Here is a 22,764-nt window from a genome sequence, read left to right as displayed (position 1 = left end):
CTCGCCATCAAGGCCGTCGGAATTCTGCTCCTCCACAGAAACGCACTAACCAGTTACTTGGGTAAGGTGCCACTAGTCAAGTCCAAACTGTTGGCGGCTATCTGCTTTCATGCACCACCTGGTTCGTGTATAACCACAGAACGATTTGCGTGTATTCGCTTGGAGGCGAACGTTGAACTCGAATGTAAAGATCAAGAGAGCTGGCAAACCGCCACGGGATGCAGAGGCTACGAAGGCCCGGATTTTGGAGGCCGCCAAAAAGGAATTCGCGAAAAATGGGCTTGCAGGTGCTCGCGTCGACGTCATCGCGGAGAGGTCGCTTAACAACAAGCGGATGATGTACCACTATTTCGAGAGCAAGGATAAGCTCTTCCAGATGGTACTCGAGCAGGCCTACGTCGACATCCGCACGGCGGAGCACAAACTGAACCTGGAGAGCTTGGATCCGAAGCAGGCGCTCGAAACATTCGTCCGATTCACCTTCGCCTACTATCTGAAGCATCCAGAGTTTATAACCTTGGTAAACAGCGCCAACCTCCATCGCGCCAAGCACCTCAAGGGATCCGAAGTCATCAGGACGACCAACCGCAAGCTCGTCAGCCTGGTCGGTGGCATATTAGCTAGGGGCGTTGAAGCCGGTGTATTTCGTGACGGAATCGACCCGGTCCAGCTGAACATCACGATCGCGGCAATCGGCTATTACTACCTGACAAACCGGTTCACTGGCTCCATTATTTACGAACGCGACCTAATGGATAAGGATGCGCTCGAAAACCGCGTGGCGTTCAACGTCGAAACGATCATGAGGATGGTCTGCGTCTAGGCGCGCCTATTCCCCGGCCAATTCAGCTTTTCGTAGAGGCTGCTGCGCGCAGGCGCCGTCTCCGAGGTTCTGCGCTCCGGACACTTGAATCTCGGTTGACGCTCTTGAAAGGATCTGAACCGGCGACGCCTTATTAGATCAGTTAGGTCGACCTTCACGCCCTTTGTTTCCCATTCCTTCATTCCGAGCATCTCGATCCCGCTCTCGACGTGTCGCTGATCGTCGACGCCGGCATCGGCCGGCCGTCGCACGCAACTGCGGTCATGGAGCTCGGTTTCGATGCGGTTCTGCTCAACACCGCCGTTGCCGGCACCGGAGATCCCGCCGCGATGGCAGCCGCCTTTGCCGCGGCAATCGCCGCCGGCAAGCAGGCCTTTGACGCTGGCGTGCTGGAGCCTCGCGACATGGCCGTACCCTCCACGCCAGTGATCGGAAAGGCGGTGTTCACATGAAGCTTGATCCGTACTACCGGATCGTCGACGGCGCCGAGTGAATTCCGGCTGGTACCTCTCGGCGTCAAGCTGGTGCAGTTGCGCATCAAGGATCGTCCGGAGACTGAACTATGCGCAGACCTACAAATAACCTAACCATGGAGTGCCTCCATCGTGTGAACGGTGAGACCGTATGTTTGATGCACAGAGCGTGGGGCCGGTGATGTCAGAAAAAGTCGCCTGACATCCGCTGTCTGCGCGGAACCGGACAATAGATGCTGCATCCACAATAGCTGCCGACGACGCTAGAAGGGCAACCTCGCGTTCTCCTTGACTTCCTTCATCACGAAGAAGGTGCGCGTCTGGCGCACGCCTGGGAGGGCGATCAGCTTCTGGCCGTGGAGCTTGTTGAAATCGGCCATGTCGCGGACGCGGATTTTCAGGAGATAATCGAAATCTCCGGCGACCAAATTGCAGTCTAGTACTTCCTTCAGCTCCATGACCGCGCCCTCAAAGGCACCAAAGCTCTCAGGCGTGGAGCGATCCAGTACCACGCCAACCATAACCATCGCGCCGAGGCCTACGGCGCCCGGCGCGACTTCCGCCCGCACGCCGGTAATGTAGCCCTCCTCGAAGAGGCGCTGAGTTCGCCTGTGGCAAGTTGCAGCACTGACATTCACGCGCTCGGCGAGATCGGCATTGCTGAGCCGGCCCTCCGATTGCAAGGCGCGCAGAATCTTGATGTCTATCCTATCGAAATCCTCTGTGGGAGACTCTTTCATTTTTACCTCATATAATTGAAGAATTGGATTCTCCTATCGAACAATTATGCCGATAAAGAAGGCTTTTAGAGCAATATTAGAGAGCACCTTTCAAACGATATCTACTAGCCTTGGGCCACAAATTCGGCACGGAGGCCCTTATCGATGTCACTGTTGGAAAAGTTCGAACGCTACCCGCTCACCTTCGGTCCGACGCCGATCGAGCACCTGCCGCGGCTGACTGCGGCGCTGGGTGGCAAGGTCGAGATCTATGCCAAGCGCGACGACTGCAATTCCGGCCTCGCCATGGGCGGCAATAAGCTCAGGAAACTCGAATATATCGTGCCCGACGCGATCGCCTCCGGCGCGGATACGCTGGTGTCGATCGGTGGGGTCCAGTCGAATCATACCCGCATGGTGGCTGCGACCGCGGCGAAGATCGGCATGAAATGTGTCGTCATCCAGGAGAAATGGGTACCGCACTACGATGCGGTCTATGACCGTGTCGGCAATATCCTGATGACGAAACTGATGGGCGCCGACAGCCGGCTCGTCGAGGATGGGTTCGACATCGGCATCCGCAAGAGTTGGGAGGATGCGATTCAGTCGGTAGAGGATGCGGGCGGCAAGCCCTATGCGATCCCGGCTGGCGCTTCGGTACACAAGTTCGGAGGCCTCGGCTATGTCGGCTTCGCCGAGGAAGTCGCGGCACAGGAGAAGGACCTCGGCTTCATCTTCGACTATATCATCGTCTGCGTTGTCACCGGTTCAACCCAGGGCGGAATGATCGTCGGCTTTGCCGCACTAGACAGGGCCGACCGGGTCATTGGCATCGATGCCTCGGGCACCCTCCAGCAGACGCGGGATCAGGTGCGGAAGATCGTCGATGCGACCTCGAAACTCGTGAACCTTGGTCGGCCGGTGCGTGAAGACGAGATCGTCATCAACCCTGACTACGCCTATCCCGCCTATGGAGTGCCCTCGGAGGAGACCAACGAGGCGATCCGGCTCGCGGCGCGCACCGAGGCGATGATTACCGACCCAGTCTATGAGGGAAAGTCGATGCACGGGATGATCGATCTCGCCCGCAAGGGCTTCTTCCCCGAGGGCTCGAAGGTGCTCTACGCCCATCTCGGCGGCGCCCCGGCGCTCAACGGCTATAGCTATTACTACAGGGACGGCTGATTGGCACCGTCAGGTTAAGCGGCCCGGGTATCGCATTAAACACAGCTGAATGGCAAGCCGAGCCGATTATGATCACGCCTCCGCAGTTCGATCCCCAGTCGATCCGACAGTGAAAACGAATGGTGTCGGATTAGGCTGTCCTCGTCGACTGTTATAACGAAAAACTCCGTGGATCCGCCGCACGTTTCCCCAGGGATGAGATAACCCCAGCGCGGACCAAACGCATAGAGCAGCAATTCGCCTTCGGCTTTTGTAACCGCTGGCCAGCATGGCGTCGTAGGAAACCCGATGCGTCTCTTTCCAACTCCGAACGTGTCTGTCGCAGTACCAATCAAGGATAACGGAGATTCAGTCGTAGCTCGCGGCAGATCGTCGAAGGGTCTCGCCCAAGGGGGCGCGCGATCTCCGCCTGACTGATCTTCTTCTCATGCATCCGCCCAACAACGCGACGTTCGTCCATACTCAACTGCACAACAGAGCGAGCCTTTCCATCCTCCTGAAATCATGGCCGATATTGTCTAAGTTGCATTTGAAAAAAGGAATCTGCCGGCATATAACTGTTGCCAGAGCGTCGGGACAACGCCGAGGTATTCCGTCTTGGCTAACGCACTGCCTCGCTAAAAAGTCGTGGTTTTACCCGCAACAAAGTGGAGCCCGTAAGATGGTAGCGCCTGAAACGCTATCTATATAACGAGGCGCACAAAGCTACCCGCATAAGCGGAAAGCGAACAGCAAACGATCAGGACAACCATGACATCTCACCTCACAAGACAGAAGCATGCTGAGGAAAGACTAGGCGCAGCCCTTCAACAAATGAATGACGCCATCCGCGACGTACACAAATCCGGTATTGACGTCGATATCAGCACCCTCACCATGCACACGCCGCGTGGCCCGATGGTTCAGGTCGACCTCAAGACGTTCCGCGCATATGGTGCGCCGCCAGTGTTGCGGTTGGTGGAAGAATAAATGCGGTGACATCGGGCATTTATTGCCGTGCCGCGATATCACTTGCCTGGGCTCCCACCAACGCGTCTCGTATAAAGTTAGAAGATGGAGGATTGGCGTAGAGACTTGTATGAAGCGGCGTTTGTCAATGCATCGTCAGCGACGGCCGCGATAGTTCGGTTCGATATGTCATGGTTCGTCATCATATGCTCGATGATGTCACTCTGCGCACCGGGAGAGTAAAATTTAAATACTGGCTGGATCGCGGGTATTTGCATCGTCGCCAACGTGCGGTTGGCTCCTGGGGTATTGTCTGGCATCCGGTAGTACTTTCTCACATAAACCCCTCTGTAAGGCGACGAGCCGGCTGAGTCGCGCGTCAAAATTCCCAATTTCGCTACGCTCGAACAATTTGTCGTGCATTTCTCGACTCATCTCTTTAAGACTGGCAAGGTTGATTGCCGCTTCATGCGGGATGTCATAGGGGCACATACCTTTCGCAATCTGCGAAACAACGTCCTTCGGGAGGTGAGCTAGTTCGGGCGGCAGCTGATTTAGTTCACTCGGGAGCTGATTAAGTCCGTCCAGGTCATCCACTGATCATAGTCCTATCCAATTTCCACTGCTCCAGCAGCTAGCATCCGCGAGCGACCTGTTGAAGCGATACCGGGTTACACTTGTAATCTGGGTGTTTTTATTCCACCATTTGATGGGTTGGATGGATTCTGAATCGGTCAAGCTCTCATACGCGAATGAGGGCGCCAGACAAGACAGGCTGGCGAGGCTGAACATGTCAGCGGCCCGCAAATGACGGCCAAGGGCGTACGTTATCGACATGATCCGGCTCCACCCAATTCCTGCTCGCTTGGCGGCTCCGCGCCAATACGGCCATCTGCGCACAGCGTTAAGTTTACGGTGCCCGCCGATCGCATTCCACCGCCGCCCCTTCCCTCGGCAGATCAGACATGCTGTCCGCCGTTGATGTGGATTTCGGCGCCATTGATGTACGAGGAGGCGTCACTGCATAGAAAGTATATTGTCTCTGCCACTTCGCGGGGCGTTCCGAGCCGACCCACCGGGACTTCTTGCTCGACCAATGCGTTGGTGCCCGGCGACAGGATTGAGGTTTCGATTTCGCCTGGAGCGATCGCGCTCCTCTTCTCTCGTTCCGTCGCTCATCCCAGGCCACCCTCGACGTCATCGTTCCAATTCATATCTCTACACCACGCCGAAGCGCCTGCGAATTTCAGCGGTGCGTAACCACGTGTCACCGGGCAAGCGTTCGATGAATGCTGCAAAAACGCTGGTAAATGCCTGGAGGGTCGTTTGGTCGGTCAGCGCTTCGGCCTGCTGTGTCGGAAGCAATGGCTGCATGTCGGTCAGAAAGCGCGGCCGGGCAAGCTTCGCGAACATCCGTTGCTCAGCCTGTGCCCGCGTGATGATCTGGCCCGTAAGTGCGACGTAGCGGCCAAAAAAATCAGCCACTTTCTCCACATTCAGGCCTTCAAACGTCTCCAGGCCATGCGCCAGGTCATAGAGATCGCGACCCTTCTCCCGCTGCAGCAGCGCGCGCAACTTGGTGGCCAACATTTCCTCACGGGAGAATGTCGGGACGGACGCATTCCCGGTGAACCATGGATTGGCCACGCCGAACGGCAAGTCGATCGGCGGATCATACGCTTCGATCTCGCTGATGTTGGTTTCGACCTTGAGGCGGATGGGCACGCCGCCGCCGTCCTCGGCCTCAATCCGGAATTTCAACTTGGGTGCGACCGGACTTGACTCGTACTGACCGTGTCCAAGCCACGGCTCGAGGACGACACGCAAGGCGTCCAGGACCGGGCCGATCGGCCCGGCCTCTGTGCGCACGAGATCAATGTCTTCCGAGTAGCGCAGCGGAGCCGGGAAGTGCAGTTTGTTGAGGGCTGTGCCGCCCCGAAACCTCAAGGCTTCGCGCAAGAAGGGGTCGGTGAATATCGCGACCACCGCCCGGCTGATAATCAGATCCTGTTCGATCTGACGTTGATCGGCCCAAGGCGCGACATTGCCCCACGCGACAATATTCTGAGCTGGTATCATTCATCGGCCTCTGGATAGCGGCGGACGATGACCCGCCAACGCGGGTCGCGCTCGAGCACTTCAGTAGAAAAGTCGGGATCGCCGGCTTCTTTGCGGTCCAGCTCCGTCCAGGGCAGGTTGCCGCGGTCCTCCAAGGCGGTACGCATCGACGCCAGGCGTGGGCCGTGACCCAGCCTGTCGAGAAGGTAGCCGAGGCGCTGCACGACCGGCCGTTCGGTGACGCGCGACAGGTTGGTCAGGCTCTCGAAATCAATCTGCGGCGCGATATCCCTGAGGACAGTGAAGATGTTATCAAGACCGCCGGCGCCACGAGAATACCGCAGAATGTCGAGCGCTGTGAGAGCTGGTGACGACACTCTCATCGAACCTGTCTCGGTTTTCTTGTCGACAACGCCCGCGGCGACGGTCTCCATATCCTTTCGGTAGTAGAAGACGACGCGGTTGCGACCGGCCTTGATCTTGGGGAGCCGTTTGGCCGCCACGACTTGAAACTCCATTACGGCCTGATGCGTGGCACCGTGCAGTTCGGCAGCCTTAAGCAGGCCGACATAATAGGAATCCCCCTCATGGCGCATCAGCGCTTCAATGTACCAGGTTGGTGGCGGAGCGCCCAATGACATGAATTGTGGAGGGACCACGATATAGAAGTCGTGGCGCGGGTTGAGGAGCAGTTTTCGACGCTGCAAACGCTCGGCTGAGTCCAGGAACGCGCCACGATTGATGCCCAGCGCTTCGATCGCCTCTCGGCCATCAAAAACCACCCGCCCCTGGGAGAGCAAGTTTGATGTATAGGCGGAAAGCGCGGCCCGTTTATCGTGAATCATGTCCAATTATCCGCTCTATATGCAGACATAGCAACACGCTTTGTTTTCCGTGGTAATTCATGTTCAGATATCCGCACTATATGCGGATTTTCCAACATGATTTCTCTCCATAGCTTGCAAATCCAGCCGTTGCGCGACCTTCGCTTTGCGCGCCGGAGGGGACTTCTCGCCAAAGCGAATGTCGACGCTTTGCATGCCGAATTTCAATTCCCGGACGCGGGCTATTTCCTAAGCCGTCAGACGCTCGTTCCCTCAAAAAGGCCAGGCAATGGTCGTGTGGGAAGCCGTGAGTGCACGGCCTGCCTGAAAAGCGCAGGCTCGGCCTCACATGGCCACATTCAAACAACGTGACAACCCCGGGCCTGAACAATCGGGCGGAGAACTCTCATCAACCCGTCCGACGGCGGGAGAGGATCATGAAGCGCTTCAAGTCAACGCGACACGTTCAGCGTTTCGTTTCCGTACACGAACCGATCGCCAACCTCTTTAACGTTCCCCGCCACGATATTCCATCCACCCACCATCGAGAATTGCGAGCAACATGGCGCCAAATCGCGCGCCTTCGCGCCCGAACGAACCAAAGCCTCACTCTCAGATCTTGTTTTCACAGCGTTAAGTTTACGCTGCCGCATCATCAGGACGGCTCGGAGAAAGAGCTGGCTGATCTTGAAGGTGAAAATCGCCATCCGAAACGGCTCATGCTCGTGAAGTTCCGTGAGGAGAACGATAGGCTCAATTCCATGCTTCGCTGTTTTGGCGGCGCATAAGCGCCAAATCCAGAGGCCATATTATGAGACGTCTTCACGGACGCGCGACGCGTTTTTGCTTAGAAGACACGCGGCGATGCGACCTGCGGTAGCTCTGGACGTCTGCGACATGCCCGCAGCGAAAGCGTGATCCAAAAAGCATGATCGTGTTCTGAATCGGAGATATTAGTTATGGTAGCAGGCCCGGGTTCGATCAAGCTCCGATACTGAACGGACGACACCGGCGGCCGTTTTGGTGATCTGCCCAAAGTGGAATACCTGGTTTTCATTTTGGCGGCGATCGAATTGACTTCGCAATGATCCCAGCTCTTTTCGACCAACAGACGAGGTCTTCACTGGGTGCAACGGATGCATATCAGAATGTGTTCGGCCTAGGCGGATTTTCGCTTACGGTTCGCCGGAGATGTCGGCAACGTTTTCTTTTGCCGAATCGGATATTAGCAAAGGTTATGAAGAGCGAACAACGACGCCTTGCCGCGCAAAAAGCCTTTGATCGTCTCCGCCGCGCGGGATTGCCGACGGAGGAGGATCCGCGTTTCCTCTTATGGATCGAACAATGGATTGCCGGCGAAATTGAAATGCAAGAGGTCCGGGAACGGTATCTTGGGTTCCTGCGAGAACAAGCTTCCGAACTCAAGCGGCGTGCGCTTTCCAGGGGCGCCAAGTAACCTTCCGATCCGGGACCGCAGCCGATCGAAGGGGTGATCGGCACGGGCGGCCACGATGCGTGCCGCATCGACTGCGGCCAGTCCACGCACCAAGCGCATGCCCAAGCGGACAGCATGGCGGCGCTCTCCCTCCAGAGCGAAAATTACGTCGAGGGACCAAGGGGAAGACCTCCAAAACTACGAATTCTCGCAGCTATCCGTCTTCGATTTTTCAACGCGCGGCGCGGCCGCCATCAACTGGCCGACCCGATCTGACTCCAACCTTGGATCGAACCGGCTAAACGCTGCTTTTCCTTGATTTTCTCCAGAAGAAAAGGAGGGCCACCATAATGAGGAATACGACAACGAGGTAACCGGAACTGTCTCCGCTCTCGCTCCCACTTCGGTTTGCGACGGGGATGGCGGGAGCCGGCGACGACACTTGCGGCGAAAGGCTCACCGACGTCCCTGAAGATCTCGTTAAACAGCAGCTTGCGACCGGATATTGGTGCAGGTCCGGACGCCTGGACCCCGCTTTTTCCGGGCTACTATCTCTATTATCCGAGCCGCCGCCAAAACTCACCTGCGTTCAAGTTCGTTGTGGAGGCGCTGCGGGTTTGATGGCGACAGTAATGAACTCTGAGCAGTCCGGCGCGCTTTGAAACTGCAGAGCGCTAGATATCTTCAGAGGGTATTGTCACGTTAACCGGGGCTGCGGTTGCCTGCCTGACGGGTTGGGCATAATTTTCGGCAGTGCAGACATCAGATATCAGTTTTAAGCGTCACCGTTTTCCCCCGCAGATCATTACTCACGCCGTCTGGCTTTATCTGCGGTTCAACCTTAGTCAGCGTGAAGTTGAGGAAATGCTGCTCGAGCGTGGAATCGACGTGTCATACGAGACAGTCCGCCGCTGGATCGCCAAGTTCGGACCCCAGATCGCACGCAACTTGCGGCGGCGGCAGGCGCGCCTCGGCGATATTTGGTATCTGGACGAAGTCGTCGTGAAATGCGCTGGAGAGAAATCCTGGCTCTGGCGTGCGGTCGATCAACATAGAACCGTTCTCGAAGAGATATTGCAGAAGCGGCGTGATAAAAGGGATGCAGCGAAGCGCGTGCTGGTGGCGTTAATGAAGCGCTATGGCTTTGCTCCCAAACGGATCATCACCGATAAGCTCCGCTCCTACGGTGCAGCAAAGGCGGAAGTGGCACCCGGCCTTGACTATTGATCGCACAATGGCCTCAATAATCGGGCCGAGAACAGCCATCTGCCGTTTCGAAAACGGGAACGAACCATGCAAGGCCACCGATCACTAGGCACGTTGCAACGGTTCGTCTCCATGCACTCAGCGACCCGCAATTGCTTTTCGGTTCCGTCCCGTCGCGGCACCGCGCAAACAATTCGCTACCATCGGCTCGAAGCTTTCGATGCATGGAAAATTGCGGCCTGTGTCGCCTGAATATCCACGAGCCGCTGACCTTTCCAGCCAGAGAAACTTAACGTGACAACACCTCAGCGGGAAAGCGATGTCGGCGATAGAGTGGATCATGGTCTGTCATGAACCTTCATCGCACATCGAATTCCACATTCCGTTAAGTTGACGATGCCGCCGGGCGTGTGGCGTAGAAGGCCTTCGCATCCGCCGTGAAGGCAGCCCGCTGATCGGCTTTCGTATAGAACATATGCCCGCCGCGATAAAGTTTTAGCCCGACGCGGCCGCCGGCAAGCGAGGGCGGCAGGTGGTCGACGACGTAGCGGCTGACACTATAAGGCGTCACCAGATCGCAGTAGCCATGCGCAATCAGCAGGCGGAAGGCCGGGTTCGCGGCGAGCAACCGCCGGATGTCGTCGGTAGCACTTGCCTGGAAGGGCGATCCGCCGCGCCATTCCCAGCGCTGGTTGATATCGGTGTCGAGCAGCGAATAGGTCATCTCGGTCTTGAAGCCGAGCTCGTTGCGGGCGTAATCGGTAAAGGCGCCGCCATAGGCGCATGTGAAGCCGTTCCAGGGATCGTCGCCGTCCCTATCCGATTCCGGATAGGGATCGGGAGCCGCAAAGGAGGCGTCGTAAGAACTCACCACTTTGCCGCTGTCCTCATCTGAATGTTTGACGAAGGAACTGCCGAGGAAGCCGCGTTTGCGGGTGACGATATCCTCCGGGATGCCCGTCAGGCGAGCGATCCTGCCATAGAAGGCGGCGGCCTCGGCGCCCGTAGGCGGCGGCCCGGCCAGCGTCGTCAGATAGTCGCCGAGCGCGAAGGTCTCTGCCTCCTTCTGCTTCTCTTCGTCAAAGGCTTTGTGCCGGTCGAGCTCTGCTGCTGCCAGCGACGGCAGCCGCAGAGCTGCACCGAGCGCGAACTGATCGGGAAGCTGGGCCTCGATCAAGGGTGAAAGCATCACTACGCCGGCGACGATGATGCCCTGGCTTTGCTGCAGCGCTGAAGCGACCTTGGCGGCGCGGAAGCCGCCATAACTTTCGCCGAGAAGATATTTCGGCGAGGTGGAGCGGTTGTTGTGCGCGACATAGAGCGCGACCGCCTTCGCGATGCTCTGGGCGTCGGTACTGACGTTGTAATAATTGGAGGCGTCGTCCGCCTTTGTCGTGCGGCTCCAGCCGGTGCCGATCGGATCGATCAGCACGAGGTCGGTGAAATCGATCCAGCTTTGCGGGTTGTCGACGAGTTTCGCATTGGCGCCGTCACGTCCATCCGGCCCGAAATCGAGCACCTTCGGCCCGACCAGCCCGAGATGGAGATAAGCGGAAGCGGCACCCGGTCCGCCGTTGAAAGCAAAGGTCAGAGGCCGGTTGGGACCGTCATCCCGCGCGACATAGGCGGTGTAGAAGATCGCGCCGGTCTGCGCCCCATCCTGGCCGAAGAGATCCAGCGTGCCGGCAGTGGCGGTATAGGCAATCTTCCGGCCACCGATCGTCGAGGCGTGCTCGGTGACGGAATCGGCCGGCAGAAGCTTCAGCACGCCGTCGCGTGCGCCGCTCTGGACATTCGCCCTCGGTGGATCGCTTTCCTTTGCATGGTACAGGGCAGGTGCCACAAAGCGATCGGAGTCAGTCATGATGGTGTTCCTTTGAGAGTGCAAATGAGTCGAAGGTCTGGGTCTCTAAGAAAGGCATTCGCATCGGGTTTCTCCCCAAACGTTCTACGGCGGCCGCGAGCTCCCCATAGCGCGGCGGCCCGAACACCGCCTCGAGTCGACGCCTCTTCCGTTGTAAGGCGCGTATTTCTATATTGTGGTACAAAAGCATCGTGATGGTTTCTATAGCGAATGTCGTTGGTAATCCATCTTTCTACCAAATATCGCTTATTTTCGTCAAGTCGAAGTGCACTTTGCCGCGCCAAAAAACTCACCGCTCCATCGGAGCAGGCCTTTCGTCAGCCTCATTGAGTTTTCTTAGTGGCGCGCAGCGAGGTTCCTAGACTGTCGGGCTGACGTCCTTGGTCGAAGATAGAATGTGGTGGTCGTCCAGAACTGGCGTTTGGGGGCATCGTCAACTTAACGGAATGTGGAACTTGATGTGCGATGAAGGTTGATGACAGACCGTGATCCACTCTATCGCCGACATCGCTTTCCCGCTGAAGTTATTGCCCACGCCGGTATTGTGACGTTAACTGGGTTGCGGTTGCCTGCCTGACGGGTTGCGCATAATTTTCGGCAATGCAGACATCAGATATCAGTTTTAAGCGTCACCGTTTTCCCCCGCAGATCATTACTCACGCCGTCTGGCCTTATCTGCGGTTCAACCTTAGTCAGCGTGAAGTTGAGGAAATGCTGCTCGAGCGTGGAATCGACGTGTCATACGAGACAGTCCGCCGCTGGATCGCCAAGTTCGGACCCCAGATCGCACGCAACTTGCGGCGGCGGCAGGCGCGCCTCGGCGATATTTGGTATCTGGACGAAGTCGTCGTGAAATGCGCTGGAGAGAAATCCTGGCTCTGGCGTGCGGTCGATCAACATAGAACCGTTCTCGAAGAGATATTGCAGAAGCGGCGTGATAAAAGGGATGCAGCGAAGCGCGTGCTGGTGGCGTTAATGAAGCGCTATGGCTTTGCTCCCAAACGGATCATCACCGATAAGCTCCGCTCCTACGGTGCAGCAAAGGCGGAAGTGGCACCCGGCCTTGACTATTGATCGCACAAGGGCCTCAATAATCGGGCCGAGAACAGCCATCTGCCGTTTCGAAAACGGGAACCAACCATGCAAGGCCACAGATCACCAGGCACGTTGCAACGGTTCGTCTCCAATGCACTCAGCGACCCGCAATTGCTTTTCAGTTCCGTCCCGTCGCCGCGCCGCGCAAACAATTCGCTACCATCGGCTCGAAGCTTTCGATGCATGGAAAATTGCGGCCTGTGTCGCCTGAATATCCACGAGCCGCTGACCTTTCCAGCCAGAGAAACTTAACGTGACAACACCGGTAAGTTTGTTGGCGCGGTAGCTCATTGGCTGTTGACTAGCCTTATTTGGGCTCATATATGCCACCGACGGTTTACAAGCCTTATATTGATATAAAACCGTCAGGAAGTACTTGTGCCACATTTTGAGAATCCGCGCATGGTCAGGGGTCCGATCTCCTTGTCTCGTGGAAACCGACTCGAAGGAGCGAGCAGCCCATGCATATCGCCGAAATTAAACAGGCTGCGATCCTGCTCGGCGGCACGGTCGCGGCGCGTCGCTCGTCGCTACTAGTCAAGGGGATGGCCAAACAGAGGAGACAGCAGCATGAGCGTCGGCCAGTACAAATCAGCCAAGACCCGCGAGATCATCGAAGACGCAATCAGCCAATTGTGCGCAGTGGGTTTCACTCTAGATGGCGCCGCCGGCCTGCTCGTCATTGAAGGGATGATCAGAATCGAAGATCGTCAAAAACGAAAAGACATGGCCGCTTTCGCTGCAAGCGAAGCGGAAGACACGATAGATTGGGGATACCCATGAAAATAATAGACCTTCAACCTGCCAGCGGCTTTGCTGGCGAGGCGAGGGTGCTCGCGCGCTTCTCACTTCAGCTCACGCCGGACGTCAAGCTATGTGGCTTGCGCCTCGATCCAACGAACGACAATTTCGACGCCCGCAGTTGCGTAGCATGGATCAAAGTACGAATGGCATGAGCACTACGAAGGGCGTTGTCACGTTGTTTGAATGTGGCCACGTGAGGCCGAGCCTGCGCTTTTCAGGCAGGCCGTGCACTCACGGCTTCCCACGCGGCCAATAAACAACGTGACAACGCCGACAGAACGGATGATGATGAACGACGCCGCTCGAAAGATTGCAGCTGTTGCCCCGTCGGAGCAGCATTATCGCGAAGCACCCAACAATATCGAAGCCGAGCAAGCGCTTCTGGGTGCGATCCTGATGAATAACGACGCCTATTACCGGGTGTCCGACTTCCTGAAGCCGATCCATCTCTATGAACCGCTGCATCGGAAGATCTTCGAGGTTGCCGGCGATATCATCCGCATGGGCAAGATCGCCAATCCGGTGACGATCAAGACCTTCCTGAAAGCCGACGAGAAAGTCGGCGACATGACGGTTTCGCAATATCTGGCGAGCCTGGTCAGCAATGCCGTCACCGTCATCAATGCCGAGGATTACGGTCGGGCGATCTACGACCTGGCGCTGCGCCGGGCGCTGATCACCATCGGCGAGGACGTCGTCAACATCGCCTATGACGCGCCGCTCGACATGCCGCCGCAGTCGCAGATCGAGGATACCGAACGCCGCCTCTTCGAACTGGCGGAAAACGGCCGCTACGACGGCGGTTTTCAGGCCTTCAACGATGCGGTCGCGCTGGCGATCGACATGGCGGCCGTCGCCAAGGAACGTGACGGCGGACTTTCCGGCATTTCCACCGGCATCCATTCGCTGGATTCCAAGATGGGCGGCTTGCAGCGGTCGGACTTGATCGTCCTTGCCGGACGCCCCGGCATGGGCAAGACTTCGCTTGCCACCAACATCGCCTACAATATCGCCGCCTCCTACGAAAGCGAAGTCCAGTCGGACGGCAGCATGAAGGCAAAGAACGGCGGAGTCGTCGGCTTCTATTCGCTCGAAATGTCGTCCGAGCAGCTCGCCACCCGTATCATCTCCGAGCAGACCGAAGTCTCCTCCTCGAAGATCCGCCGCGGCGACATCAACGATGCCGATTTCGAAAAGCTCGTCGCCTGCTCGAGGATGATGCAGAAGGTGCCGCTCTATATCGACCAGACCGGCGGCATCTCGATCGCCCAGCTTTCGGCCCGCGCGCGCCGCCTCAAGCGCCAGCGCGGCCTCGACGTGCTGGTGGTCGACTATATTCAGCTGATGACCGGCTCGGGCAAATCCAGCGACAATCGCGTGCAGGAAATCACCCAGATCACCACCGGCCTCAAGGCGCTCGGCAAGGAGCTCAACGTTCCGATCATCGCGCTGTCGCAGCTCTCACGTCAGGTCGAAAGCCGCGACGACAAGCGGCCGCAGCTGTCCGACCTTCGCGAATCCGGCTCGATCGAGCAGGATGCCGACGTCGTGCTCTTCGTGTTCCGCGAGGAATATTACGTCAAGAATTCCGAGCCGCGCGACATCCATGATCCGAAATATCCGGAATGGGAAGCGCTGTTCGACAAGGTGAAGGGCACGGCCGACGTCATCATCGCCAAGCAGCGCCACGGGCCGACAGGCACGGTGAAGCTCGCCTTCCAGGCGGAATTCACACGCTTTGCCGATCTCGCCGATCCCTCCTTCACCCAATATGAAGAGCACTGATCGCGCGGCGGCCGGACTTTACCCCCGCCAGCATTGATGTCTAATTGCGTCGTATGCGACGCTGTTAGAGGTCTTTGCTTTATGCAAGTCGTCCTCCCAAAACCGCTGCACAGTTTTGGGCAACATGCATTAGACTGACCGGCGATGTCCCGTTGTTTGATCAAGGTCGGAACAAGGCGCTTGTCTGCCCGCCGCAGACGCTTTCAATACGCGTAACCGAAGATCATCGGATCATCGCTCAGTGCTCGTGCCCTCATCCACCTCTTCGCTGTGGATGTTGAATCAGCTTCGCCGCGCCACGTCACCTCACAATCGATTCATCAATCGCAGGACCTGCTCTAGCCGGGTAGTGTCGCCTTAACATTTTCAGCGGTATTTACCGGCGGAACCCCTCAATCCAAGTGTCGGTTAACGCTCCATCACCAACTGGAACGTGTCAATGAGGATCGCCAGAAAAACGCCAGACCCAGTGATGATCACGCCATTCAGAAATAGCCGGCTTGCCTTGTCGTAGACGACTTTTTTCAGTGATGACGTTTGCAAAAGTAAAGCGAGGGAGCGCAGCTGAAAGACGATGCCTATAGTTATGACCACCAACGTCGGCAGGTCGGCAAGTCTCCACGGTATTGGATTGCTGGCCCACTGCGTAAGGAAGCCTAGGGAAAATGAAAGCACCACCCCCACGACGGTAATCGTGCCGTTGCGGAAAAGCGTTTCTATCAGGTGTTCGTCGTCATCGTTGAGATTCATTTTCGGCTTTCCATCCCGGTGACTATCCACGCTTTCCTATGACAATCAACCGTATTTGGATATCTTATCGATGAAGACAGAGCCTCGGATGCCGTCTTCTTTCGAGAATTCGGTGAATTACCGGTCTATGCCTAAACGGGCGATGTCACGTTGTCGGCAACTTAACGGGTAGCGGATAATTCGGTTGAGATGACTCATCGACCATCAGCTACAAGAACCACCGCTTTCCACCGCAGATTATCGCCGTGCGGTCTGGCTGTATTTCCGGTTCCCGTTGAGCCTGCGGCTGGTCGAGGAAATGTTGCTGGAGCGCGGTATCGTCGGCTCTTACGAAACGATACGGCGATGGGGCCGCAAATTCGGGGCAGCCTACGTCATGCAGCTGCCTAGAAAGAAGCCGTCGCGGAAAGATATCTGGCATCTGGACGAGGGTGTGCCGCGAGGCATCCACAGCAATGTGGGAGCCGAGCTGCACGGAAGATGAGGGTAGGTCCCTCGAAACCGACCGTCAGGGGTACCTCAAACTGCTGAGAAAGAGGCGGTCGCACGCATACAAACCGAAACCCCAGTGCGGCCAGAAACCGGTGGCCTGATTGGCGACCGGATCAGGCGGCCGCCTTCACATCGAACTCGAAATGAAGCTGGTCATAGGGGAATTCGACGCCGGCGTCGGTCCGGTCCAGGACACCGGCGTTGACAAGCGTCGTCACGTCCTTATGGACGGCCTGCACGTCCCGGCCGACACGTCGGGCGACTTCCCGTATCGCCAGCGGCCCCTGCCCTGCCATCGCCTTCACGATCGCAAGCCGCGGCGGCGCAAGAACCCTGTGCATTTCGTCGTAGCTTGGAAAATTCACCGACGGCGTGGCGGGAACGATGACGCCTTCCAATGCCTTCTGCCCCGCATTCACGAAGCGCGCCTTGGCATCGGCAATCGAGCTTAGTCTGATGACGAGCGTCCTCATGCGAGTATCCTTTCCATGTCCGCCTGAAACGCATCGAACAATGCTTCCAGCGTTGTGAATTCTATCGGTTCCTCGATATCACCGAGATGGCGATGATCGCCTTTGCCGCGCTCATTGTCATAGCGCATGACGCACTCGCCGTTGACGATCAGCGCCAGACGATATTTGAAATGGTGGTTGCTGCCGGGCCCGGGTATCGGCACATGCCACAGAACCGTTTCGAAAAACGCCGTATCGCTGACGGCGGTTCTGGATTTTTCGATCAGCACGGCTTCCATGTTGTTTTTAATAACATCACCCATCGTTGTTGTCAAGAACAACAGCGATGGGCTGTCTTGCACAGCAAGGCGGCGCTGGGGTTCGACGCCCCGACGCAGGCTCCAGGGGCACCGTAAAGTTAACCGACGGCTGATGAAGATGTGCGTACATGGGCCATGTCAGAAGTTGCTCGGGTGATGTCAGGTTAATTCTGCGGAGATTGTTTTGGACAGATGCGCTTGGATCAGATGGCCACGCCTGCAACGGCCTTCCAATGCGATATGGCCCTGAGGCGATGTAAATGGATGGCGATAGCTGAGCGTTTTGAGTGAGGCGGAACGAAGAGATTTCTGACCGCCGAGAAGACGGACACGAAGCGTTGCAATCCGCCTGGCGATCGAAATCCTTGCATGACCCGCTCTCTTTTTCGCAAAGGCAGATGCGAGTTCTCGGCGCGATTGTTCAGGCCCTTATGAGATCGGTGCTCGACAACCGGCATGACTTGGCGTCGTGCCGCTCCATAGGAGCGAAGCTTGTCCGTAACGATGCGCTTCGGTAGACATCCCTGCTTCTTCATCAACCGGATCAGGAGACGCTTGGCCGCCTTGGTATTGCGCCGGCTCTGGACGATCTCGTCGAGAACGTAGCCATCCTGATCGACGGCGCGCCATAGCCAGTGCTTCCTCCCGCCAATCGTCACGACCACTTCGTCGAGATGCCACACATCGCTGATGCGCGGCAATTTCCGCCGGAAACGGCCGGCATAGTCCGGGCCGAACTTTCTCGCCCAGCATCGAATCGTTTCATAAGAAACGACGATGCCGCGTTCCAACAGCATCTTCCACCAGGCGCAGGCTCAACGGAAAACGCACGTACAACCAGATTGCATGGGCAATCACAGCAGGCGGAAAACGATAACGTTTGTAACTGACAGGGGCTTGGATCATGAATGCGATTATCAACCAAGACCTTGAGCTATCATTAACTGGACATCACCCGCGCAGCATGAATAGATGAGAGCTTGTCGGTCTCTGGCTTTCGAGAGCAACGAATTGCACGCCTTGAAAGGAAACGAACCTTCAACCCGTGTGCCGGTCGATTTTACCGTAGCGCATAACGACGCTGTTCTTTAATAATCAGATTTCAGGAGGTGAGCGCATCTCTGCTTTCCTTCTAAGCATCACCCGCAGTCAAATCTTAGACCAACTCTCCGGCATGAGGCCGAGATCCGGATAGAGCCTGTCCACGGCAACAATGTCGTCATTGAGCTCTGCGATCATCCAGTCACGAACCTGTATGACGATGTCGCGCGCCGGCTTGTCCCGAAGACGGACGAGATGGCATTGGCGGCCTGTTGTCATCAGATGCTCGCGCGCCGGCACGAGTGTCTGGGTTCGCAGCCAATGCGCAACCACGTTCAGCCAGCCGAGTGCCACGCCCTGCCCCAGAAGCGCTGCCTGCACCACAATGGCATAGTCGGAAAAGATCATCGAATTGACCGCATCGCCCTCGTTTGCCGGAGAAAAGAGGGTGGACCAGTTCGGCTGGGCGTCGCTGAGATTGATCGTGGTGTCGGGGGTTCGCTTGACTTCGCCGCCATCCTGTCCATGACTTTCCCGATAGGACGGGCTGCAGATCGGGATGAGGATTTCCGGCATGATAAAAGCAGCCTCGTGCCGCTCGTCCGAACCATTCACGAAGCGCATGCCGAGATCGACGTCGTTGACCGGCCCCGCCAGCGCACCCATCACCAATTGGAAGCGCAGATCGACCGTCGGAAATTGCTTTTTGAACTCCGGCATCCGCGGCATCATCCAATGGGTCGTGAAACCGGTGGAAACTGACAGGGAGACCGTCTGGATACCGATGCGGCGATCCTCAATCTCCCGCAGCGCATTTTCGATCCCGGAAAAGCCCCGGGCGATAGCATCGAACAGTAATCCTCCGGATTCCGTCAACTCGACGCCCCCAGCCTGACGAACAAATAGCGTTGTGTCGAGATTCTCCTCAAGGCGCGCGATCATCCGGCTCACGGCAGCGGGTGTCACATTGAGTTCGCTGGCTGCCTTGGAGAAATTGCCACACCGTCCTGCGGCCTCGAAGGTAAACAAGCCATTCATGGATGGCAGCATGCGGCGCAAATTTGTCATTACACTATGTAACATTAATCTGAACTTTTTTTCAATTGCTCCTTAGGCTTTTCTTTGGTCTTCTATGTGTCACAGAAGGCGACAGACCTTCAATGAAAATCGGGGAACAGGAAACGTGAGGATGCCGGCCAAGTACGGTACGTGTGTTCAGGTTTCCGCTTAGCAACGAATGTAGCCACCTCCGACTAAACACCGGCGCGCTCAAATTGTGCAGTTGAATCAAATGTTTGTCTCAAATAAATCGGAACGCGTTGGCGTTTCAATCCGGTCGGCGACCAAGAGCTATGGTGCTTTCCTGGCTTTAAACGATGTCAGCCTGGAAGTCGCGGCGGGCGAGTTCGTCTCGATTCTTGGACCATCGGGTTCGGGAAAAACGACCTTTTTGGGAATCCTCGGAGGTTTCGTGCAGCCGACATCGGGCTCCGTATGGCTCGGCGAACGGGATATTACATTTGAGCCTCCCCATAAACGCGATATCGGAATTGTCTTTCAGAACTACGCGCTGTTCCCACATATGAGCGTCGCGGAGAATATCACATTTCCGCTGCGGGCACGCCGCCTACCGAAATCGAGCTGGCCCCAAATGCTGCGCGAAGCCCTGGATATGGTCGAGCTCGCCGGATACGAGCAGCGGCGCATCCACGAACTTTCTGGCGGCCAGCGCCAGCGTGTTGCGCTTGCCCGTGCCATGATCTTCGAGCCGGGACTGATCCTGATGGACGAGCCGCTTTCGGCGCTCGATAAACAACTGCGTGAATCCATGCAGATCGAACTCAAGCGGCTTCACCGGAAGCTCGGCGCGACCATCATCTACGTCACCCACGACCAGCGAGAGGCTTTGACGATGAGCGACCGCGTCGCCATAATGAACAAAGGCCGCTTTGTCCAAGTCGATACGCCGGAGCAACTTCACGACCACCCCGCCGATTCCTTTGTTGCCCGTTTCATCGGCGAAGCAACACTGTTGTCGGTCGAGCGCGCCAGCGACCACACCGTGCGGCTCGGCGATATCGTCCTGCGCACGTCGCACGCCGTCCCCCAGAACAACCGTCTGCATCTTGCGGTCCACTCCGAAAAGCTCGTCGTCGCCGATGGCAGCGAAGTGGCCGGCGTCAATCGACTGACCGGAACCGTGACTGAGACACTCTATCAGGGCGAAAGCATCCGGGTTTTTCTGAAGCTCTCGTCCGGTGACGACCTCAGCCTCAGGCTTGCCAGCAACCATGCCGGCCGATTGCAACTTAAAAAGCCCGGCGAAGCCATAACCGTGGCGTTGCATCCCGAAGACACGATCGTGGTGCCGGAAGCATCCTAAAACTTGCCGTTCCAACCTTACAGTCAACAAGGAAAGAAGACTATGAACCTCACCCACTTCAAGGTCATGACCTTCGATGTCGTCGGTACTTTGATCGATTTCGAAACGGGCGTGCTGAATGCCGTTCGGGCACTGGGCGGCGAAAAGGCCGCCAGCGCTTCTGACGATGCTATCTTCGAACCTTACAAGCGCGGCCGCGACAAGTTCTACGGTCGTTCCTCCTTCGCCATGAAGGATGTTTACCTGTCGCTGGCAACAGAACTCGACCTGACGCGGGACGATGCGACGGCTGAGGCCTTCCAACTCGCCGTTTTGCGCTGGCCGGCGTTTTCCGACTCGGTCGAGGCCCTGGCCCGTCTGCGCAAGAACTTCCGGCTGGTTGCGATGACCAATGCAGACCGTACTGCCTTCTCGGCCTATTCGGCGACGCTTGGCAATCCCTTCCATGACAGCGTTACCTGCGATGAGGCCGGATGCGCTAAACCCAACCCGCAGTTCTTCGCTTTCAACAAGGGCCGCCAATCGGCCTCCGGCTACAAACAGTCGGAAATCCTGCATGTTGCCCAGAGCCAGCATCACGATATCGGCGTTGCAAAAGAACTGGGCTACACGACTTGCTGGATCGAACGGCGCCAAGGCCAGCAGGGCTTTGGCGGCACGCCAGAACCCAAGGTGCTGACCAAGCCGGATTTCCATTTTTCTTCGCTAAAGGAGCTTGCTGACGCGGTCGATGCCGAATTGGCCGTAGGCATCCAGACCGCAAGCGCAGCCTGATCACGGAACCCAGAAATGATGACCGCCCATCCTCCCTTTCCTGACATTGCCTCGCTCTGGCAGGAGACAGCTGCCGACCGCCCGGTCTTCGATGCGCTGTCGGGCGGTCGTCACTACGACGTTGCCATTATCGGCGGCGGTTACACTGGGTTGTCGACGGCACGCTACCTTGCTCGCCGCGGCCTGTCGGCCGTTGTACTTGAAGCAAGCCGCATCGGCTGGGGCGCAAGCGGACGCAACGGCGGCGTGGTCTCGGGCAAGTTCCGGCTTGCCTTTTCCGAGATTGCCGCACGTTACGGCACCGACACGGCCCGACGTATGCATGATCTCGGCATCGAGGCCATCGATCATGTCGGAGAGCTTGTCGAGGATTACGGCATTGCCGCGGCCGATTATCAGCCGACCGGGTCGTTGCGCTGCGCGCATAATGCAGTCTCGCTCACTTCGCTGAAGAAGGAAGTCGAATGGCTGCATCAGGCGCTCGGTGATCGCGCCTGCTCCATTTTGTCGGCGGCCGAAATGGAGGCGGAGACCGGCTCGCGAGATTTTCTAGGCGGCATGCTCAACACCCATGGCGGCATCATCCATCCGCTCAATTTCGTATTCGGTATCGCTGCCGGCCTGAAAAAATCGGGCATCGACATCTTCGAAAACACGCCGGTGACGGGTCTCCGCCGAGAAGGGCCCGGTGTCCTCCTTGAAACACCGGGCGGAACAATCACCGCCGGACAGGCCGTGATTGCCAGCAACTCCTATTCGGACCTGACGTCCGCCACATCAGCGGTGCGCAAGGCCATCATCCCCTTCCGTTCGGCGATGATCGCCACGGCGCCGCTTTCCGGCACGCCGGGCGCCGGTCTGCTCGCGCAGGACCGCAGCTACACCGAAACCCGACGGATGATGCGCTGGTTCCGCAAGGCGGGCGACCGCCTGCTCTATGGCGGTCGCGGCGCCTTCGGCAGGACCGATTCCGAGAGCGCCTTCGCGGTACTGCATCGAGCGATGGTGCGCCAGTTTCCCGAGCTTGCGGGCGTTGCCGTCACCCATCGCTGGTCCGGCCTCGTCGCCATGACGATGGACAGCATTCCGCATGCCGGCCGGCTGGATGACCGCATCGTCTATGCGGTTGGCTACAACGGTACCGGCGTGGCGCTGGCCTCCAACATGGGCAAGCACATAGCGGCAATCGTCGTCGGCGAAAGCCCCGATCTCGGACTTCTGACTTCGGAACGGCTCAAACCCGTTCCTTTCTATCCCATCCGGGAACCCGCTGTCCGGATTGTCGCCGGCTGGTACCAGTTCCTCGATGCAATCGGGCGATAAGACCCGGCAT

At 57.4% G+C, this 22,764-nt stretch carries 17 protein-coding genes and 10 pseudogenes; 15 read left to right on the top strand and 12 right to left on the bottom strand.

Going from position 1 to position 22,764, the window contains the following annotated elements; all coding sequences use genetic code 11:
* The first annotated feature begins 172 nt into the window (after positions 1-172).
* Positions 173-823 carry a TetR/AcrR family transcriptional regulator gene (locus tag NE851_RS08155; protein ID WP_254956508.1) on the top strand — a complete coding sequence of 217 codons (651 nt, stop codon included), beginning with the start codon at positions 173-175 and terminating at the stop codon, positions 821-823.
* A 206-nt stretch (positions 824-1,029) separates the two neighbouring features.
* Positions 1,030-1,275, top strand: a pseudogene (locus NE851_RS08150) (thiazole synthase); the annotation flags it as partial.
* Positions 1,276-1,559: 284 nt separating this feature from the next.
* On the opposite strand, the gene NE851_RS08140 reads toward NE851_RS08150, so the two are convergent.
* Entirely contained in the window at positions 1,560-2,036 is a 477-nt protein-coding gene (locus NE851_RS08140) for an Lrp/AsnC family transcriptional regulator (RefSeq protein WP_254956506.1), read from the bottom strand.
* A 144-nt stretch (positions 2,037-2,180) separates the two neighbouring features.
* On the opposite strand from NE851_RS08140, the gene NE851_RS08135 reads away from it, so the two are divergent.
* Positions 2,181-3,200: a 1-aminocyclopropane-1-carboxylate deaminase gene (locus NE851_RS08135; RefSeq protein ID WP_254956504.1), complete on the top strand. Its 1,020-nt coding sequence runs from the start codon at positions 2,181-2,183 to the stop codon at positions 3,198-3,200.
* Between the two features lie 15 nt (positions 3,201-3,215).
* Here NE851_RS08135 and NE851_RS35320 read toward each other — a convergent pair.
* A pseudogene (locus NE851_RS35320) lies at positions 3,216-3,397 on the bottom strand (DUF4158 domain-containing protein); the annotation flags it as partial.
* A gap of 149 nt (positions 3,398-3,546) precedes the next feature.
* A pseudogene (locus tag NE851_RS08130) lies at positions 3,547-3,660 on the bottom strand (helix-turn-helix domain-containing protein); the annotation flags it as partial.
* Positions 3,661-3,950: 290 nt separating this feature from the next.
* Here NE851_RS08130 and NE851_RS08125 point away from each other — a divergent pair.
* Entirely contained in the window at positions 3,951-4,169 is a 219-nt protein-coding gene (locus tag NE851_RS08125) for a hypothetical protein (protein WP_254956501.1), read from the top strand.
* Positions 4,170-5,107: 938 nt separating this feature from the next.
* Here NE851_RS08125 and NE851_RS08120 read toward each other — a convergent pair.
* From NE851_RS08120 to NE851_RS08110, 3 genes and pseudogenes are all read right to left on the bottom strand, one after another.
* Positions 5,108-5,308: pseudogene (locus NE851_RS08120) on the bottom strand (SDR family oxidoreductase); the annotation flags it as partial.
* A gap of 58 nt (positions 5,309-5,366) precedes the next feature.
* Positions 5,367-6,227, bottom strand: coding sequence for a nucleotidyl transferase AbiEii/AbiGii toxin family protein (locus tag NE851_RS08115; protein WP_254956498.1), 861 nt, complete (start codon positions 6,225-6,227; stop codon positions 5,367-5,369).
* Positions 6,224-7,051, bottom strand: a complete 828-nt coding sequence (locus NE851_RS08110) for a type IV toxin-antitoxin system AbiEi family antitoxin domain-containing protein (protein WP_254956496.1) — start codon at positions 7,049-7,051, stop codon at positions 6,224-6,226. Before NE851_RS08110 ends, NE851_RS08115 begins: the two co-directional genes overlap by 4 nt.
* Positions 7,052-7,407: 356 nt before the next feature.
* Between NE851_RS08110 and NE851_RS08105 the strand changes: the two are divergent.
* From NE851_RS08105 to NE851_RS08090, 4 genes and pseudogenes are all read left to right on the top strand, one after another.
* Positions 7,408-7,516 (top strand): annotated as a pseudogene (locus NE851_RS08105) (DDE-type integrase/transposase/recombinase); the annotation flags it as partial.
* Positions 7,517-8,267: 751 nt separating this feature from the next.
* A complete protein-coding gene (locus NE851_RS08100) occupies positions 8,268-8,486 on the top strand; it encodes a hypothetical protein (protein ID WP_082849680.1) in 219 nt (72 codons plus the stop codon).
* Between the two features lie 504 nt (positions 8,487-8,990).
* Positions 8,991-9,086: pseudogene (locus tag NE851_RS08095) on the top strand (LysR family transcriptional regulator); the annotation flags it as partial.
* A gap of 132 nt (positions 9,087-9,218) precedes the next feature.
* Positions 9,219-9,923, top strand: a pseudogene (locus NE851_RS08090) (IS6 family transposase).
* Between the two features lie 133 nt (positions 9,924-10,056).
* Here NE851_RS08090 and NE851_RS08085 read toward each other — a convergent pair.
* Positions 10,057-11,535, bottom strand: a complete 1,479-nt coding sequence (locus tag NE851_RS08085; protein ID WP_254956493.1) for a S10 family peptidase — start codon at positions 11,533-11,535, stop codon at positions 10,057-10,059.
* Between the two features lie 600 nt (positions 11,536-12,135).
* Between NE851_RS08085 and NE851_RS08080 the strand changes: the two are divergent.
* The 3 genes and pseudogenes from NE851_RS08080 (at position 12,136) to NE851_RS08070 (ending at position 15,219) form a co-directional block, all read left to right on the top strand.
* Positions 12,136-12,841: pseudogene (locus tag NE851_RS08080) on the top strand (IS6 family transposase).
* Positions 12,842-13,200: 359 nt separating this feature from the next.
* A complete protein-coding gene (locus NE851_RS08075) occupies positions 13,201-13,413 on the top strand; it encodes a hypothetical protein (RefSeq protein ID WP_063474880.1) in 213 nt (70 codons plus the stop codon).
* Between the two features lie 309 nt (positions 13,414-13,722).
* Complete coding sequence (locus NE851_RS08070; RefSeq protein ID WP_130827579.1) at positions 13,723-15,219, top strand: replicative DNA helicase; 1,497 nt, start codon at positions 13,723-13,725, stop codon at positions 15,217-15,219.
* A gap of 408 nt (positions 15,220-15,627) precedes the next feature.
* On the opposite strand, the gene NE851_RS08065 is transcribed toward NE851_RS08070, so the two are convergent.
* The gene (locus NE851_RS08065) at positions 15,628-15,969 is read right to left on the bottom strand and encodes a hypothetical protein (RefSeq protein ID WP_105009777.1); all 342 of its coding nucleotides are present in this window, start codon (positions 15,967-15,969) and stop codon (positions 15,628-15,630) included.
* Between the two features lie 203 nt (positions 15,970-16,172).
* On the opposite strand from NE851_RS08065, the pseudogene NE851_RS08060 reads away from it, so the two are divergent.
* A pseudogene (locus tag NE851_RS08060) lies at positions 16,173-16,405 on the top strand (IS6 family transposase); the annotation flags it as partial.
* Between the two features lie 169 nt (positions 16,406-16,574).
* Here the strand turns inward: NE851_RS08060 and NE851_RS08055 are convergent.
* The 4 genes and pseudogenes from NE851_RS08055 to NE851_RS08040 form a co-directional block, all read right to left on the bottom strand.
* The gene (locus NE851_RS08055; protein ID WP_128408993.1) at positions 16,575-16,934 is read right to left on the bottom strand and encodes an HVO_A0114 family putative DNA-binding protein; all 360 of its coding nucleotides are present in this window, start codon (positions 16,932-16,934) and stop codon (positions 16,575-16,577) included.
* A complete protein-coding gene (locus NE851_RS08050) occupies positions 16,931-17,212 on the bottom strand; it encodes a toxin-antitoxin system TumE family protein (RefSeq protein WP_254956467.1) in 282 nt (93 codons plus the stop codon). The genes NE851_RS08055 and NE851_RS08050 overlap by 4 nt, the downstream gene beginning before the upstream one ends.
* 224 nt (positions 17,213-17,436) lie before the next feature.
* Positions 17,437-18,139, bottom strand: a pseudogene (locus tag NE851_RS08045) (IS6 family transposase).
* 243 nt (positions 18,140-18,382) lie between these two features.
* Complete coding sequence (locus tag NE851_RS08040; RefSeq protein ID WP_130713727.1) at positions 18,383-19,342, bottom strand: LysR family transcriptional regulator; 960 nt, start codon at positions 19,340-19,342, stop codon at positions 18,383-18,385.
* 223 nt (positions 19,343-19,565) lie between these two features.
* Between NE851_RS08040 and NE851_RS08035 the strand changes: the two genes are divergently transcribed.
* The 3 genes from NE851_RS08035 to NE851_RS08025 are packed head-to-tail and all read left to right on the top strand — an operon-like array spanning position 19,566 to position 22,754.
* On the top strand, positions 19,566-20,657 hold the full coding sequence (locus NE851_RS08035; RefSeq protein WP_254956463.1) for an ABC transporter ATP-binding protein: 1,092 nt from the start codon (positions 19,566-19,568) through the stop codon (positions 20,655-20,657).
* A 42-nt stretch (positions 20,658-20,699) separates the two neighbouring features.
* Entirely contained in the window at positions 20,700-21,431 is a 732-nt protein-coding gene (locus NE851_RS08030; RefSeq protein WP_130784857.1) for an HAD-IA family hydrolase, read from the top strand.
* A gap of 15 nt (positions 21,432-21,446) precedes the next feature.
* Entirely contained in the window at positions 21,447-22,754 is a 1,308-nt protein-coding gene (locus NE851_RS08025; RefSeq protein WP_130784858.1) for an NAD(P)/FAD-dependent oxidoreductase, read from the top strand.
* The last annotated feature ends 10 nt before the right edge of the window (positions 22,755-22,764 follow it).

Source organism: Rhizobium anhuiense bv. trifolii, from assembly GCF_024346605.1.
GTDB classification, from domain to species: Bacteria; Pseudomonadota; Alphaproteobacteria; order Rhizobiales; family Rhizobiaceae; genus Rhizobium; species Rhizobium anhuiense.
The sequence above is the reverse complement of the archived record's forward strand: the minus strand, read 5'-3'. Positions and strand labels throughout refer to the sequence as shown.

Coding starts and splice junctions, on each gene's coding strand:
- NE851_RS08140 (WP_254956506.1), bottom strand. CDS start 2,036: ATGAAAGAGTCTCCCACAGAGGATTTCGATAGGATAGACATCAAGATT.
- NE851_RS08075 (WP_063474880.1), top strand. CDS start 13,201: ATGAGCGTCGGCCAGTACAAATCAGCCAAGACCCGCGAGATCATCGAA.
- NE851_RS08030 (WP_130784857.1), top strand. CDS start 20,700: ATGAACCTCACCCACTTCAAGGTCATGACCTTCGATGTCGTCGGTACT.
- NE851_RS08040 (WP_130713727.1), bottom strand. CDS start 19,342: ATGACAAATTTGCGCCGCATGCTGCCATCCATGAATGGCTTGTTTACC.
- NE851_RS08085 (WP_254956493.1), bottom strand. CDS start 11,535: ATGACTGACTCCGATCGCTTTGTGGCACCTGCCCTGTACCATGCAAAG.
- NE851_RS08055 (WP_128408993.1), bottom strand. CDS start 16,934: ATGAGGACGCTCGTCATCAGACTAAGCTCGATTGCCGATGCCAAGGCG.
- NE851_RS08035 (WP_254956463.1), top strand. CDS start 19,566: ATGTTTGTCTCAAATAAATCGGAACGCGTTGGCGTTTCAATCCGGTCG.
- NE851_RS08125 (WP_254956501.1), top strand. CDS start 3,951: ATGACATCTCACCTCACAAGACAGAAGCATGCTGAGGAAAGACTAGGC.
- NE851_RS08070 (WP_130827579.1), top strand. CDS start 13,723: ATGAACGACGCCGCTCGAAAGATTGCAGCTGTTGCCCCGTCGGAGCAG.
- NE851_RS08025 (WP_130784858.1), top strand. CDS start 21,447: ATGATGACCGCCCATCCTCCCTTTCCTGACATTGCCTCGCTCTGGCAG.
- NE851_RS08115 (WP_254956498.1), bottom strand. CDS start 6,227: ATGATACCAGCTCAGAATATTGTCGCGTGGGGCAATGTCGCGCCTTGG.
- NE851_RS08110 (WP_254956496.1), bottom strand. CDS start 7,051: ATGATTCACGATAAACGGGCCGCGCTTTCCGCCTATACATCAAACTTG.
- NE851_RS08065 (WP_105009777.1), bottom strand. CDS start 15,969: ATGAATCTCAACGATGACGACGAACACCTGATAGAAACGCTTTTCCGC.
- NE851_RS08050 (WP_254956467.1), bottom strand. CDS start 17,212: ATGGAAGCCGTGCTGATCGAAAAATCCAGAACCGCCGTCAGCGATACG.
- NE851_RS08100 (WP_082849680.1), top strand. CDS start 8,268: ATGAAGAGCGAACAACGACGCCTTGCCGCGCAAAAAGCCTTTGATCGT.
- NE851_RS08135 (WP_254956504.1), top strand. CDS start 2,181: ATGTCACTGTTGGAAAAGTTCGAACGCTACCCGCTCACCTTCGGTCCG.